Here is a 14,982-nt window from a genome sequence, read left to right as displayed (position 1 = left end):
TTCGGTGTCCTATCCATGTGGAAGTGGTGGCACTGGCGATTACGCGAATGTGGATTGACGAGTACGTGTCCTTGGCGCCGCGGAACGGAATGCGATCCACCGAGCTGAGCAATTTTCACCCTGCCGGAGCGGGCGCGGCCCCTCCCGGATCGGGCGGCGGTGGCGGAGGCGGCGCATCTGGAGGAGGCGGAGGCGGCGGTGGTGCGTCCATACCGGGTGGAGGCGGCGGCGCATCGGGTGGCGGAGGTGGCGGAGGCGGCGCATCTGGAGGAGGCGGCGGTGGCGGCGCATCTGGAGGAGGCGGCGGTGGCGGCGCATCCGGAGGAGGCGGCGGTTCCCCAGTGCCAGCAACGGCACTCGATGGGAAGTACGCCCATTGCGTGAATTGCTTGCTATCCCACGGTGTTGCATCCCCCCCGACCTTGATCGGAACGCCCGAGGTCTGCGCTTCGAAGCTGGTTCCGTCCGGCAGAGTCCCCGATGTGTGGTGACTGTTCCACCCCACGGCCAGGGTGCCCGGCGGCACCTCGGACGGGCTGTTCACCACAATCGCGCCACGTTGCTGTAACCAGATCGCTTCGTTGGGAGTGGCCATCCGGCTCTCAGTCGGAGGGGCGCCCGTGAAGGCGTTGACAACCATCGACACCAGGCCAGAGCAGTCGGCGCCGCCCTCACTGTTGCCTCCCCAGATGTAGGGCTTGCCGGCCATTGAATGCGCGATGTTCATCGCAGCCGCCACCGGACCCGAATTGTGCTCGGCCCCAAGGCTGTCGGGAGGAGCCGGAATGGGCACCGCGTTCGTGACGGCATCGGTAGCTGAACCGGTCGCTGCCTCGGCCACATTCGCCACGCCGTCCACGACCGCGCCGGTGACCGCTCTCGCCACATCCGCGATGGGCGCGCCTGCAGGCCCGGCCGCTCCGGCAACCGCGTCGATGACGCTGTTGGAGGCGGATTTGGTCACGTCAGCCACCGGATCGATCACAGCGTTGGCGCCGGCATTCACGAGGTCGGTCGGAGTTCCCGGCACGAAGGTGTTCGGCCATGCTCCAGGCCCCTGAGTCTTCAGCACTTGCTCGGCCGCCAACATCTGTTGATGTGGTGTGGCCAGATCCGCGCGCGGCGCAAACTTCAATCCGCCGCTAGCCTCCCATGTGGACTGCGTGAACTGTAGGCCGCCGTAGAAACCATTGCCGGTGTTGATCGACCAGTTACCACTGGATTCCTTCTGCGCCATGGCGGTCCAGTCCGCATTCCACTGCTGTGGCTCCTCGTGTGCCGCCGCATCCGCGACTGGTGGCGCCGCGGCGGCCGGCTCAGAGGACGCAGGAGCCGCAACCGTTGCATCCGAATCCGGCGCCAGCGGGTCAGTATGTGGTGCCGCCGACGCAGGAGCAGCAGGCGTTGCATTCGAATCCGGCGTGGGTGCCGGCGGGTCAGTATGTGGTGCAGCTGGCGCCGGGGGGGCATTGGTGCTGGTAGTCGGAGTGTGTTCGCCGTCCCCGTGGCCGGATGCCACAGCAGCAGCGGCAGCGGGCCCGGCAGCAGCAGCGGCAGCGGGCCCGGCAGCGGCAGCGGCAGCGGGCGAGGCAGCGGGCGCGGGGCTGCTGCCCGCGTCGGCAGTAGACGAGGATCCCGGCGAGGACGTCGCCGGCTGGTCCGCGGAACCGTTCCCTGCGTCATGCACGACCGGCTCGACGACTATTGGAGAATTCGACCCTGCCCCCGGTGACGCGGCAGACGGGCCATCGTGCCGGATCGGCTCGACGACCACCGATGGATTCGCCGCCGGCCCAGCCGCGCCAGGAATGGTGAGATGCTGACCTTGAACGATGGTGTTCGGATCGGAAATCCCATTGGCCGCAGCAATTTTGGTGTAGGCGGTCGGGTCGCCGTAAACGCGTTGCGCAATGCTCCACAGGGTTTCACCCTGTTGCACCACATGCGTGGCCCCTGAACCCGCGTCATCCATACCTGCGCCGAGAGCGAATTCCGTGGTGGGCGTGTGAGCATTCAGAGTGACGGGAACGACAACCGGTCCGGGGGTCGTGACGCCGTCGTGGGTGACTGGTTCATCGGTCACCAACAATTGGTTCTCCCCGGCAGCCCACGCCTCTTTGAACACCTCCAGGGGCACCACCTCATTCTTGCCGTCGGGATTGCCCGGATCAGACAGTGTGACGAGGCCGCGGGCCTCGTCGATTGCGCTGATCAGCAATGCATGGTTTGCGCGGCCGGTGGGATTGGCTGCCGTGTCGTCGCCATGCCAGATCTCATCCGCGTTGACGCCGACGACGATCGCCCGGCCATCGTCCAGATAATGCTCGAGATCGGAGAGGCTTGCATTGGATGCGACATGCGACTCCACCCCAAATGAGTCCAGCACCGTCTCCGCGTCACCGAGCGTTTCACCTTGTGCGGTAACGGGTTTGCCCAAGGCTGCAAACCGCTCGACGACGACGGACTCGTCGGCGAACCGGTGCCCGGTCACCTGTGAAAGCACTTCGGTGAGCGATGCGGGAACGCAGTATCCGCTGCTGCGCTGCAGGAACCAGTCATCACTGATTAGCGAGGGGTCGCCATGCACGAGTCCTGCATCCGGGTCGGTGCCGGAGTCCGGCAATGGCAGGTCCGCCAAATTCTCCTGCCCGCCGGGATCCCAGTCGTCGGTGTGGTGCTGGTCGGCAAATTGAATGTCGGGGGTCATCGACGGCGAGCCGTGCACATCGAGATGGTGAACGTCGTGCGAATCCATGAATTCGGTCATTTGCGGACCTCTTCGGCAGGTTTGGAGTTTGCCTTGGTGAAGCATGTGCGGGACGAGTGGTCAGCCATTTCAACCAGCTCCGGAAGTCGGACCGGCCAGGAGCGCTGCGCGCCGCATTCGCGAGGCTTCCTTGAGGGGGTCGAGCTGAGTCTTCACCTTGTTGAGGCGGAGCAGGTCCGCGGCCGCGCGGTCACGCGCCCGGCCCAAGTCCTTCCGGGCCTCAGTTGCGGTTTGCAGAGCATCGGCCATGGCACTCGCGATAGTTTCCTGAAGAGAATAGGAAGCTTGTCGAAAAATGCGGTCCAAGTCAAGAGCAATTTCACCATTTGCACTGCTGAGGCATTCAATTATCCACCCACGAAGGCTGGCAACATCACTCGCTCGCTCGCGAAACTTCTTTTGCAGGCGCCACCACACCACACCGACGGGCAATGCCGCGACCGCACCGACACCCACCGCAATGAACCCAGATGCGGCGACGTGGAGGGCCGCCGCCAGAGTGGGCGTGAGCAACATGCGCGCCGTATTGGTGCCCATCATGGCCGTCGTCAGACCCATCATCATTGCCGACGGATCCTGGGGCGGCCCCGTACGCTCCCGGAGAAACTCCGCCGCCGTCTCTCCTCGGGCGGGCAGCTGGTCGGCCAAGTCGGCGACGGCACCATCACCGCCGGCGATTCCAGCCAGCAGATAGCCCGCGATCTCAGTGATGTGCTCGCGTACCGCAGCGTCGATCTCGTCTTGCAACTCACATAGGTCGGACACGATCGCCGCTTCGATCTCCGGGATCATGTTCGGTTTGATCTTCTCCTGCATCTTGGCGTCGTAGCGGTCACGCAACTGGCTCACCCGACGGCGCAGCCGCGTGCGCACCTCGTCGCGCGCCAAGTCGATCTGCTTGGACAATTGCATCCGCCAGGCCGAGTTGGCCTCAGTGAGCGCGCCGATTTGACGGGTTACCGCAGCCAGTTCATCGTCGTCTTCGGGCGCTGCCTCAAGCGTGCGTTTGCGGTCCGCCAGGATGGCCTCGGCGTCTGCGATAACGCTGGCAAACTCCCGCAACGTGTTCAGCTCATCCAGCTGATGGTGCATCCCCGAGATTCGGAACAGCTGCGTCCAGAGTTCGTCTATCCCGCTTACCCGAGCAAGCGTGAGGTTTCCGCGAGCGGCTGCCATATTCGCCAGCCGCGCACTGATGGGGACGAACACCACATCGTCGAATCGACCCGGCGGGAATCTGTGGAAATCGCCGCGGATGGTGTCAGCGTTCTCGGCCAGTACCTGCTCCCAGTCGGCGTACTTGTCGATCTTGGACAGCACGAACACGATCTGCTCGATGCGATTCGCCGCCTCGGCGAGGAATTTGCGTTCAGCGATCGATATTTTCGCCCCCGCCGAGCAGACGAACACCAAAGCCGTTGCCTGCTGTACGGCGCTAAGAGTCAGCTGGGCCAGCCCCGAATCGATGCCGCCGACGCCGGGCGTATCGAACAACGTCAGCGCGGCCAGCCGGGGGTCGGCCACCATGATTTCGACCCGCTCGGCACGCTCATCGGCACCCTCTCCTAGGAGCATCGCCAGATGCGTCTCATCTCCGCTCGTCATCCGACCATCGGCGTAATGGGCTCGTACCGAGGGGATTTGGTCACCGCCAATGGCGACGTAGGACGCCGTGGGTCGTACTGGCAGCAGGTCGGCCCGACCGAGCAGGGCGTTGATCATCGACGTCTTGCCGGTGCTGGGCTCGCCGACCACCACGATGTTTGCCCGGCTGCCCGAAGACGCTCCGGCACCGGTCGTCATCCGCTGCAGCGCCGCGCCGGCACCGACCTCGGGCAGAAGTGATTGGAGCGATTCGCGCAACGCCGCCAGATCCAGATCCACGGGCGCCGTCATGATCGCTCCCGAAGTTCAATGCTCAACTGGTAGGCCGACCAGTGCGCTGTGTCAGCGAGTTGGCGCACGAGCGCATTCGAGGCGGTGTTGGCGTAGGCGCGCCATAATCTGCTGGCTTCCTGCGCCAGGCGCGCCAGCTCCTCGCGGGGGGTATCGGCCTGGGCGCCAAGTCGGGCAGCCGGTTCCGTTTGCTCCCATAAGTTCAGCGCCGCCTGCGTCGTCTGGCCGTCAGGCAGAACGCACCGGCCCGAGTACAACGCAGCCAGACAGCGAAGTTCGGCCAGGGCGTGCATGGCCGGATGATCATGCAGTGCTCGGATCTGCTGCCGCGCCTGCTGTCGCTGTGGCTTGGGCATATCGGCAGTGACGAGTAGCCGGTCCAATTCGGCCAATGTCCGTTTCACCTTGAGAACCGCGGCAGGCCGGACGTACAGGACCTCAATCCGGTGCCACAGTGCGGCGATACCGGAAATCGACCGCAGCTGGCCGTACATGGCGGCCGCCGACGTGCCTGGGCCGCTGGACTCCGTCAGTACCCGGATTCCGAAGAGGTCAAGGCGGTCGAGCAGCAGTCGGGCAGCCCCCGGTGGCAGGGAATCGATGCCCTCGAACGCACCGGCCCACAACAGCGCCGTCGACAACTCGTCCTCGTCAAGACCGGCCAGGGTGCGGATCGAGTCGGACTGCGTTTCATCGAATGCGCCCGTCTCGGTGGTCTCGGCAATCTTGCCCATGACGGGCAGGACTCCGGCCAAGCCCGCAGCCAGGTCACTGGCGTGCCGAGCGGCGGTCGCGACGGCGATCGGCCACGGATCTTCGCCGTCGCCGTACTGGTCGGCGCGGCTCAGGATGCCCATGGCATTCGGGAAATCAAACGCGAAGCGGTTCTTGGCGCAAAAGTCATTGACGATCTTTGCCTCGTCGGCGTGCACGATCTCGCCGAGAACGAACACCATCACGTCGACTTCACCCGACGCGAGCAGTCGCTCGGTTTGGTCAGCTAGGCCGTCATCTCCGGACAGTCCAGGGGTGTCGATCATGATCACCCGTCGCAGTGGCGCATGCGACAGCGACACCTCTAGCCGGTCGATCTCGTCTAGCGGCACCTCGAGTTCTTCGGGCAATTCACCCTGAGGCCCGGTATACACCGGGACCGACGTGCCGTCTCGGCGGATCACCCGAGCCTGATTGGCGCCATACTGATACCAGGTGATCGCCCGCGTGCATTCGGTCGCCCGAGTTGGAGCCACCCGCGCTCCGATGAGGGCGTTCACCAGAGTGGACTTGCCGGCGTTGGTGCGGCCGGCCACCGCGATCGTCAGCGGTTGCAGCGACCTCCGCCCGAGGGCATCGACCCGCTGTTTCCCCGCAGCGCCAAGCTGTCCGGCAACGTCGGCCAGCAAAACACCGAGCTGCTCAAGCAAATCGGCATGGGCGGCGTCGCCCTCATCGACGACGCCCGTTCGCTGCGTTGCAGCACCACTAGCGCTGGCCACGGAACTCACTGCCCGACATCGGCGTTTCCCCGCTCATGGGCACGTCGCCTCGAAGGTGAAGTTCTTCTGCACCACCTGCTGGGTGGAGGGGTCCGTCCCCTGCGCCGTCCCCGCAATGCTGTACGACTTGTCCGTTCTGCTGCCTTGAGCCGAACCGCCATTGGCACGGACCTGCATCGGCACTCCATCGACGACGCCCAGATCCATTTTCACGACGCTGAAATTCTCGTCTGACGTCACCTGCGCGGTGTAGACGGTGCCCGAGCCGACCTCAATCGTGCGAGTGCCATTGGAGTCGTAGGTGCATTGCACCGGACCTGTCGCGGTCAACACACTGTCCCCGACAATCACTTTGGGCGCTAGCGCACCGGCATCGCTCGCCGTGGTCGTGGTGGTCGGTGTGCTGCTCGACGTCGAGGACGTGCCACTGGACGTACTCGTCATCGCACTGCTGTCGGTGCTGGAAGTCGTAGTGGTGGTTTCACCAGTCGAGGTCTCTGCAGTCGAAGCCGTAGTGGTCGTCGTACTACTAGAACTGGAGGCACTGGTACCCGACGACGTCGGGGTGACTGAAGTGTTCGCGGGCACCGGCATCGACTGAGTGCACGAGGACATGCCTGCCGCCACAACAAGAGTGCCTACCACCACGGACACATGGCGCAGACACCTCCAGTCTGCCATTCGCTGTCCTCCCCCTGCTCCCTGGGACCCCCCCGGGACCCACCGGCATCCGCACGATTATGGGCGACCGCACCCGCGCAGTACACCGAAACGTTCGATCTCGGCCCAAAGGTGCAATCAATCGTTCACACACCAATAGCAAAAGAATAGGTCCTACTCGACCAATTCGGCAGACCCGGCGATAACCACGTATCACCAGAAACAAAAGATGGGTAATTTCTCCCGATGTTTCAGGTCGGCCGTCCGTCAATGATTGCGGTTGGGGACAACTCGGCAATCCCGCATGGGCTGGTAGCTGCTCACGGAAGGATGCGACAGTGTGCGCGACCATCGGACACGGTCCTGCGGTTAGCGTCCCGAGCGCAGGCCGCACTGACGCGGCCGCCAATCCGAGGAAACATGCGGTGCGAGGAAGGTCCGAGACGACATCAGGTGAAGGCATCGGGCCACTGGTGACCGTCCGAATGCCCCGGTTGTGCCACCCGAAATGGTCCTAGACGCCGTCCTTCAAGAGAAGCTCCGCGCGCCTGAGGCGCGGGGCCTGGCGCGCGAGCGGCTTGAGCAGCCACTGATGTCAGATGCCCCCGGTGGCCTCAATGTTGTTGTCGCCCCCGCCGGTTCAGGAAAGACGACGCTATTGGCCCGGGTCGCCGCGGCAATACCTGTGCCGGTCGGCTGGTACCGGGTCACCGCCGACGACGCCGCCGAGGACCGTTTCATCGCTCACCTGCGGCAAGCACTTGCCCCGATCACAGACGCCGCCGATGCCACGTCCATGACCGATGTCCTGACCGGGCTGGACCGGTGGAACGGACCTGCGGGTGCACTGATTCTCGATGATCTGCACGAGATTGCCGATACCCCAGCAGAGCGCGCGTTGGAACGCCTCGTGTCCTTGCGCCCGCAGCGACTGCGACTCATTCTCGGCTCACGCCGAATGCCCGACGTGAACATCCCCCGGATACGGGTATCGGGGTCGATACAAGAAACTGGGAGCGACGACCTCCGGTTCCGGTCCTGGGAAGTCGAAGAATTGTTCGCCTCGGTGTACAACCAGCCGCTTCGGCCCGAAGCGGCAGCAGCCTTGACTCGGCGCACCGGTGGGTGGGCCGCTGGTCTGCAGTTGTTTCATTTGTCGACGGTCGGCCGCACGGTCGCCGAACGACATCAGGCGGTGCTCGACCTTGCCGGCCGATCAAAACTGGTGCGTTCCTACCTGACCCGCAACGTACTGGCCGAGCTGGCCGAGGATCGTCGCGAGTTCTTGGTGAAAACCTGCACTCTGGGCCGGCTTTCGGGCGCGACATGCGATGAACTCCTGAATACCACCGGTAGTCACCGAATTCTCGAACAGCTCGAGGACTCTCAACTGTTCACCTCAACCGACGACGGCGGATCGTTCTACCGCTACCACGAGATCCTGCAAACCCATCTCGAACTCGCACTCGTGGAGGACTTCGGCATTGACGAGGCCCGCGCGCTGTATCGCCGCAGCGGACAGGTGCTTGAGGCGGCCGGCGACTTGCGAGCCGCAGCCCGCGCCTACGCGAAGGCCGGTGACTGGGCGGCGCTGAGCGAGCTGGTCGGTGGCGACAGCGGGAATGGCATCGATGCTTCGCACATGGACGACGACCATCTACTTCCCGCAAGCACATGGCATCACGATCCGTGGCTTGCCGTCGCGAACGCGCGGCGACTGGTCCGGGAAGGTGCTCTAGAGGCTGCTGCCAACGCGTACAAACATGCGCAGAGCCTGTATGAGGAGCCGAATTTCCACCAGCTCTGCCGGGGCGAACGCCGCGTCGCGACCATGTGGCTGCCCGGCGATGACGGTCGGGGCAGGGGCGATCAAGCGGCGGCGCAAACCCACTGGAGTGAGCTGCTGCGAGCAGCCCTCAGACACTCGCCGGATTTCGCGACGATCACCGAGCCTGCACCCAACCAGGAGCCGAGGACCCGTTTGTGCTACGCCCTGGCCGGCATTCTTGCCGGCGAATTCGAGCAGGCCCGAACGGTTCTGCGGACGATCCGCGAGAACTCCCCTGCTGATTCATTGGCGGTTATCGGCGCTGAGCTGGCGCTCACGGTGATCGGACTGCTAGCCGATGAATCGGACAACACGGAGTCAGATTTCAGTGAGATCGCAACCAAGGCAGAACAGCAGGGGTTACCGTGGATCGCCCGGCTGGCCAACGGCTTTCACCGAGCCGCTTCCATCTCACCGGAGAATGTGGCGTGGTGGTCGAGAAGTTGCCGCGGCAACATCACCCATTGCGAAGAAATTGGTGATGCGTGGGGCGCAGCCCTACTTACGGTAGCTGTCGCGATCAGTGGCCAACACTGCGGGCGCGCCGAGGCGAGTCATGAATTTGCCTCGGCCGCTGCAAAATTCCGCGACCTGGACGCGCCGCTTCTACGGCTGTGGTGTGAACTCCTGCCGCTCCGCGAAGCCGGCAATGAGGTTGCCCTGCGCCGGGCCATCGAGAACAGCACCGCAGTGGATGTACGCAGCGCCCACACGCTGACGTCAGCGTTGGCGGCCAACGGGATAATAGGCATCGCGGTGCCTGCAGTGCGCCAAGTAGTGCACACGGTCGATACGCCGCCACTTGTGGAGACCCAAACCACCATCGACCGCTCGGCCGAAACCGAAGTCACCATCACGTGTTTCGGCAGATTCCAGCTGGAGTCAGGCGGTCAGCTGCTCGACCTTTCCGCATTGCGACCGCAAGCCCGTAACGTCTTGCAGTTGCTGTCCCTGGCACCGAATCGCGATCACCGGTGCGAATTCCTGGAGGACCTGTTGTGGCCGGGCGTCGCGCATTCGGTCGCGGGACATCGTCTTCAAGTGGCGATATCGAGCGTGCGGAGCGCCGTCGATGCCCACGGCATCGGCATCGAACGCGCGGGCGACAGGTACCGGATGTCCCTGCCCGCCAATGCGCACGTCGACGTCGTGGAATTCGACGAGCTGCTGTCGAAAGCTTCCGTCAGTGCAGTGCAGGGCGATACCGACGGCCGGATCGCGGCGCGGGAGCAAGTGCTCAGCGTCTACACGGGTGACCTGCTGATTGATTTCCCGTCCACCGATCACGTCGACGCGGAGCGCCGCAGATATCGCCGCAGCGCCGCAGCTGCGGCCGCGGCCTTGGCGTCCGACTACCACGGGTTGGGCGAGAGCGACCTCGCCATGAAAGCCGCGCAACGGTCGGTGGAGCTCAACCCAGAAGATGAGACGTCGTGGCTGATCATCGCCGACCTACACGACACCGCCGGCGATCACGTTGGCGCCGAATATGTTCGGCGCGAGCATGCGCAGATACAGGCTGAGTTGGGGGCGTGATTCGCCGACTTGGGCCACACGTCGATATGGCGTCTTGCCCTGTTTGGACTCCGGATCGGTTCCCATGGTCGACCATCCCGCGCCGAGCAGCTCCCGCTACGTGACCACCTTCGACGTGTGCTTGGCATACGGGCCTGAACGGATGAATGGCCCACACACGCCGCCTGCTGTTGGTGGGAGCTGTCAATGCGGCAGGTGGAGACCTCGCGCACCCTGGTGTTCGACGCGCCACGCCACGCCCGCGGGTTCTTCGAGGCGCTGGTCACCGACAACCTCGACATCGGCCGCCCGGAGCTGATCGAACTCGTCTTTCGACGCGGCCAACGCCATGTCGACCGGCGGCCGGTGAGTTCAAGACCACGGTCGTCAGCTACGGCACCGACGTCAAGGTGAACGCCTTCTACCCGCACTCGCGCATCAAACAATATTTGAAGGACGGGCGCGCGCTGCGGATCGAGACCGCGATCAACGACCCGGACGGTGTGGGCTGTCTGCGGCGGCTGGTCCATCTCGATGAATTGCAGTCCCGTGCCCGTCCCGGTCAACACCACACTGCTCGATAGTGAACGCGTCGGCCAGGGCTGCGTCCTTGCGAGTCCGGCCTTTGAGCGGATCGCGCGGCCCACCCCTCACCGAGGATGGCAGGAGGGCACCGGCCTTGCCCTTCGGCGGCCCTCGGGTCCAGGCCCTGCCGACGCCCATGCACGAGCATGCCCGCCGTCAGCGGCATCACCACCCAGAGCCTGCGCGCCTTGATGACCGGATTGCTCGGCGGTATGACCTACACGATGAACCAGGCCAGCTACGACCTGGCGCGGCTGCGGACCAACGGGCTCATCGCCCGCATCCCGGGCAAAAACCGCTACCGGCGCCCCGGCCCCACCGGTACGAAACGCCTTCCGCACCATCGACATTCACATGACCGAAACCATCGACCGGGCCCGACTGCTGCCCAAGCCAGCCTGAAAACTCAAGACAACTGTCAAAAAAACCTAGCGACCAAGGTTCGCTAGTGCACTCCGATGGCGGGTCGTTGTCCATCGACGTTCGCAGATAGCCGGTACATTCTCGACTTCACCGCGGAGCCACAATCCACCAAACCAGTCCTGTTTGCGGCTACGTGTGGCATCTGACCTGAGTCACTCGTGCGTGTGAGCGCCGAGTTGACCCGACACCAGTTGAGGCGAAAGATGTTCCAAATCCCGGGATTCTTACGGCTTCTTCTTCTTTCGCGCTGGCGTAATGTCTGGCACGAGGCCCTCCCTTACGTCATCAAGGCAACTCTTCAACGTCGCCCTCACAATTGTCACCTGACTATCCGCGGCCGCCTGGATGGCCCCTAGGCCCGGAATTGGATCTTCGGGGCTACCGGGCTTCCCCCGCCGTGCCCCATTTTTGTCTTCTTTGTCTGCACTTCCCAAGGGAAGTATTTTATTCTCGTAGATAACGGCCTCGGCGGTGCGGCCGACCGCCATGGCTTTTTCTTTCACCAACTCTTGATCAATCTCCATCGCAAGGCCGATTACTCCCATCCCCGCGAATTTCGTGCGCTTTAGAATATCCGCCGTCTTCCTCTCAAACGACTGCCACGAAGTCTTATCACCCTGCGTCTTCCGGTTAGCCGCTCCCTTGTAGATGAGGATCGTCGTCTGCGCTTTGTCCTCGTATCCGCCACGCCCAGGTATCAGTAGGTTTGTGACCTGCCATAGACGCTTTCCGACGGAGAACGGCAAGATGTGCTCTTTCTCCATGGCCCACTCTGGAGGTGCGCCCGGATTGTGCGGTTGCCTCAAGGACGACCCCAATTCTCCGTAAGGCGCCGTCGTGCCGATACCCGGAGCGCTTGCCTCCGGATATTTCTTCTTTGATTTCCCCATCCAATTACGGAGAGCGGAGATAATATTCTTCAATGGCGCTTTCGCGGCCTCCTTTTTGGCCGACGGGGACTTCGCTTTGTCGATCGCTTTTAAGTATTTGTTGTACTCCTTCTTCACCGCGGCGCTTTCGTGCTGGCTTAGATCAGTAGGTTTCGACGCCACCGTCAGCGCTGAAGAGGAGCCAGAGGTATAAAGGCTGTGGCTTTCACCCTTTACTGAGAAAGTCTTGTGGACAGTAAAGAAGTCCTTCGCAGCCTCGTACTTCTTCTTGACGTACGCCTTGCCCGCTTCGTACTTCTTCGTGACGTACGCCTTGCCCGCCTCGTACTTCTTCTTCACGTACGCCTTCCCCTTGGCGTACGCGGCCTTGGCCTTGTCCTTCGCGGCCCCGACAGCCTTGCCGAACTTCGACTTCTTCAGCTTGTCGAGGAACTTCTTGCCGTACTTCACGGCCTTGCCGATGAGCCAGTCGACTGCCTTGCCGACCGGCGCCTGGACCTTCTCGAGGATGCTCTTGATCTTGTCGGCGATACCACCGAGCCCGAGCAACGAGGCGAGGCCACTGATCAACATCGGCACAGTCTTGGCCATCGTGCTTTCGATCAATGCCGCGACCTTGCCGACTCCGCCCGCCGCAATCGATTCGACCGAATCGAGAACCGAGTCGACGAAGTCCTTCAGCCGCTCGGCGTTGTCGACGAACCACATCACCGCGTCGTAAATCATCTTGCATGCCTTGATGAATGCGGCCGCGGGGTTGAGCAAAGAGATCAGCCACGTGACGCCGGCGGTGATGACCTTGGTGATCACGAAGTTCTTGATCTGGCCCATCACTTGGTCTTTGAGATCGGTGAGCTTCTGTGCGATGAACTTCCACACGCCTGGAATGCCCTCGGTGACGATCACTTTGATGAAGTCGACGCCCTTTTCGATCGCGCCCATCGCCTTCTCGCCGACGACGTTGACGATCCGCGCACGAATCGAATTCCACGTCAGCCCAAGCAAAGACAGCAGTAACGAGATAATTCCCTTGAGGTCGAACTTCTCGGGTATCTCGATGCCGGCGTCGGCCAGCGTGCCGAACAACCAACCCTGCAGTCCCTTCTTCAAATGGGTGGCGATGTTTGACACGAAGTTCGTGATTCCGGCCTTGACGGCGTTGATGAACTTCTCCAGGAAGTCCATCGGATCCTTGATGATCTTCTCGACCGCGTTGGCCGCGCGGGCGAGCACTCCGAGCAGCATGGTTTTGAGCTTCTTGATGGTCTCGACGGCGCCCGTGATCGCGCTGGCAGCCTGACCGACGAGACCCTTGTTGTCCTCCTGGAGCTTCTTGATCTCCTCGTCGATGGCAGTGCGCGCCTCGACGTACTTATCGGCCAGATCGTCGACGAGAGAGCTCTGCTTCTCGTCGATCGACTTCTCCAAATCCTGGAACTGAGAACCGATTTCCTTCGCGGCGTCGCCCGCGAGCTTTTGCAGGTTCTTCGGCTGCTCACCGATGAACTTCTGGACCTGTGCGCGGCCTTCCGCCACGCGGGCCTTGGCGCGCGCGAGTTCGGCTCCGACGGTGTCGGCGACGTCGCTGATGACCGCCTGCATCTTCGACTCGTAGAGCTTCTTGGATTCAAGGAAGATGTTGTTCGCTTCGGGCGGCAGGTCGAGGAACTGGTCCTTCACCCACAGCGCGCCGCCGCCGAGGCCGCCGTACCGCGCCCATTTGTACTTCGACATCTTTGCTTCGTGATCGGCGGTGAAGGCCTCCTTGGCCTTCTTCTCGCCGTCCTCGAACCTGGTGGAAACCGTGGTATCCAGGGCGGTCAGGATCTGCTCGACGTCGACCTTGGTCTTGTCGAATATCTTCTTGATCTCGCCGGTGATCCGTGCCCGCTCCCCCTCGTCCTTCGACTTCGTCGCGTGCTTGTCGGCACCGGCCGCCTGCAGGGCACCGCCCTTGGCGCCGGTCATCGCGCCCAGCCCGACCTTGCTGACGGCACCGGCACCGGCGGCGGCGCCAGAAATGACTTCGCCTTCCTTCTGGCGCACGGCGGCGGGCGCGGTCGCATCGTGGGCCTCCGCGGTTTTCTTCGCCTCCAACGCACCGGTGAATTCCGGTTCGTTGGACTTCGCCAGCTGGTCCTCCGTGACGCCGGCGTCGGCCATGTTCTTGTTCGTCTCGCAGCTGCCCGCGCCCAGCTGCGTCTGCTCGGCCGGTGCAGGCTTGGGCGCCAACGCTTTCGGGTCAGGGGCTGTCGGAGTTGCAGGCGCCGGCGTTGGCGGCATCGGCGTGACGGGTTTGTCCTTGGTCGCGGCGTTGTCCGGGGTGGCAGCCGTGGTCTCCTTGATCGCCTTCGCCGACGCGTCTTTGCCTGCGGTGACCTTCCCCATCACCTCGTTCTTGACTTGATCGGCCTTGCCGGACTGCGCGAACTTGTCCGCTTCGTCGAGGTTCTTGGGCGCCTTCGCCGCGACAGCGGCATTCACCGCGGCGATGAAAGCAGCCTTGTCGAATCCACCGGGCTTGGCGGCCTCCATCTTGCCGGTGTGTGCCGCCTTGGCTTGGGCCTCCTTGTCGTCGGTTGGCGCTACGGCGGCGTTCTGCGCCTCGTTCACCTCTTTGGCGGCCGGCGGGTGCGCCTTCAGCGTGCTCGCGTTCGCGTCGATGTCCTTCTTAGCCGCGGCGAACTGGGGATCACGGGAGGGCGCCGGCGCAGACGGCACTACCGGTGGTCCGACGCAGGCTGCACCCGCAGCACCGGTGCCCGCGTTGAGCCGTTGGGCGACAAGTGCTGTGACGGCCCTGTTTCCAGCCAACGACTGAAGGCGCTGTAATGCGTTCGGCCCTGCGCGAAGTGGTGACGGCGACCGTACCGGTTTGGGAGACGGTGTAGCCGGTGTGACCGCGCGAGTCGGTTCGGACAT

General features: G+C 63.4%; 10 protein-coding genes. 5 read left to right on the top strand and 5 right to left on the bottom strand.

Annotated features, from left to right (window positions below):
* Window positions 1-115: 115 nt before the first annotated feature.
* The 4 genes from HNP02_RS43590 to HNP02_RS34110 form a co-directional block, all read right to left on the bottom strand.
* A complete protein-coding gene (locus HNP02_RS43590) occupies window positions 116-2,767 on the bottom strand; it encodes a transglycosylase family protein (RefSeq protein ID WP_184445096.1) in 2,652 nt (883 codons plus the stop codon).
* Window positions 2,768-2,836: 69 nt separating this feature from the next.
* Window positions 2,837-4,663 carry a dynamin family protein gene (locus HNP02_RS34120; RefSeq protein WP_184445095.1) on the bottom strand — a complete coding sequence of 609 codons (1,827 nt, stop codon included), beginning with the start codon at window positions 4,661-4,663 and terminating at the stop codon, window positions 2,837-2,839.
* On the bottom strand, window positions 4,660-6,159 hold the full coding sequence (locus HNP02_RS34115) for a GTPase (RefSeq protein ID WP_184445094.1): 1,500 nt from the start codon (window positions 6,157-6,159) through the stop codon (window positions 4,660-4,662). The genes HNP02_RS34120 and HNP02_RS34115 overlap by 4 nt, the downstream gene beginning before the upstream one ends.
* Before the next feature lie 33 nt (window positions 6,160-6,192).
* On the bottom strand, window positions 6,193-6,489 hold the full coding sequence (locus HNP02_RS34110) for a lipoprotein LpqH (protein ID WP_184445093.1): 297 nt from the start codon (window positions 6,487-6,489) through the stop codon (window positions 6,193-6,195).
* 22 nt (window positions 6,490-6,511) lie between these two features.
* On the opposite strand from HNP02_RS34110, the gene HNP02_RS34105 reads away from it, so the two are divergent.
* The 5 genes from HNP02_RS34105 to HNP02_RS34085 all read left to right on the top strand — a co-directional run bounded on the left by HNP02_RS34105 (window position 6,512) and on the right by HNP02_RS34085 (window position 11,196).
* Window positions 6,512-6,760 (top strand): hypothetical protein, encoded by a 249-nt coding sequence (locus HNP02_RS34105; protein WP_184445092.1) that lies wholly within the window; start codon window positions 6,512-6,514, stop codon window positions 6,758-6,760.
* 1,212 nt (window positions 6,761-7,972) lie between these two features.
* The gene (locus HNP02_RS34100; protein ID WP_255507277.1) at window positions 7,973-10,183 is read left to right on the top strand and encodes a BTAD domain-containing putative transcriptional regulator; all 2,211 of its coding nucleotides are present in this window, start codon (window positions 7,973-7,975) and stop codon (window positions 10,181-10,183) included.
* A gap of 186 nt (window positions 10,184-10,369) precedes the next feature.
* Entirely contained in the window at window positions 10,370-10,576 is a 207-nt protein-coding gene (locus HNP02_RS34095) for a hypothetical protein (protein WP_184445090.1), read from the top strand.
* Window positions 10,573-10,746, top strand: coding sequence for a hypothetical protein (locus tag HNP02_RS34090; RefSeq protein WP_184445089.1), 174 nt, complete (start codon window positions 10,573-10,575; stop codon window positions 10,744-10,746). Before HNP02_RS34095 ends, HNP02_RS34090 begins: the two co-directional genes overlap by 4 nt.
* 147 nt (window positions 10,747-10,893) lie before the next feature.
* The gene (locus HNP02_RS34085) at window positions 10,894-11,196 is read left to right on the top strand and encodes a hypothetical protein (protein ID WP_184445088.1); all 303 of its coding nucleotides are present in this window, start codon (window positions 10,894-10,896) and stop codon (window positions 11,194-11,196) included.
* A 198-nt stretch (window positions 11,197-11,394) separates the two neighbouring features.
* On the opposite strand, the gene HNP02_RS34080 is transcribed toward HNP02_RS34085, so the two are convergent.
* Complete coding sequence (locus tag HNP02_RS34080) at window positions 11,395-14,982, bottom strand: hypothetical protein (protein ID WP_221318349.1); 3,588 nt, start codon at window positions 14,980-14,982, stop codon at window positions 11,395-11,397.

Source organism: Mycobacterium sp. AZCC_0083 (genome assembly GCF_014202335.1).
Classification (GTDB): Bacteria; Actinomycetota; Actinomycetes; order Mycobacteriales; family Mycobacteriaceae; genus Mycobacterium.
Note: the sequence above shows the minus strand (reverse complement) of the source record. Positions and strands in the feature narration are given on the sequence as shown.

Coding starts and splice junctions, on each gene's coding strand:
- HNP02_RS43590 (WP_184445096.1), bottom strand. CDS start 2,767: ATGACCGAATTCATGGATTCGCACGACGTTCACCATCTCGATGTGCAC.
- HNP02_RS34120 (WP_184445095.1), bottom strand. CDS start 4,663: ATGACGGCGCCCGTGGATCTGGATCTGGCGGCGTTGCGCGAATCGCTC.
- HNP02_RS34095 (WP_184445090.1), top strand. CDS start 10,370: ATGCGGCAGGTGGAGACCTCGCGCACCCTGGTGTTCGACGCGCCACGC.
- HNP02_RS34085 (WP_184445088.1), top strand. CDS start 10,894: ATGCCCGCCGTCAGCGGCATCACCACCCAGAGCCTGCGCGCCTTGATG.
- HNP02_RS34080 (WP_221318349.1), bottom strand. CDS start 14,982: ATGTCCGAACCGACTCGCGCGGTCACACCGGCTACACCGTCTCCCAAA.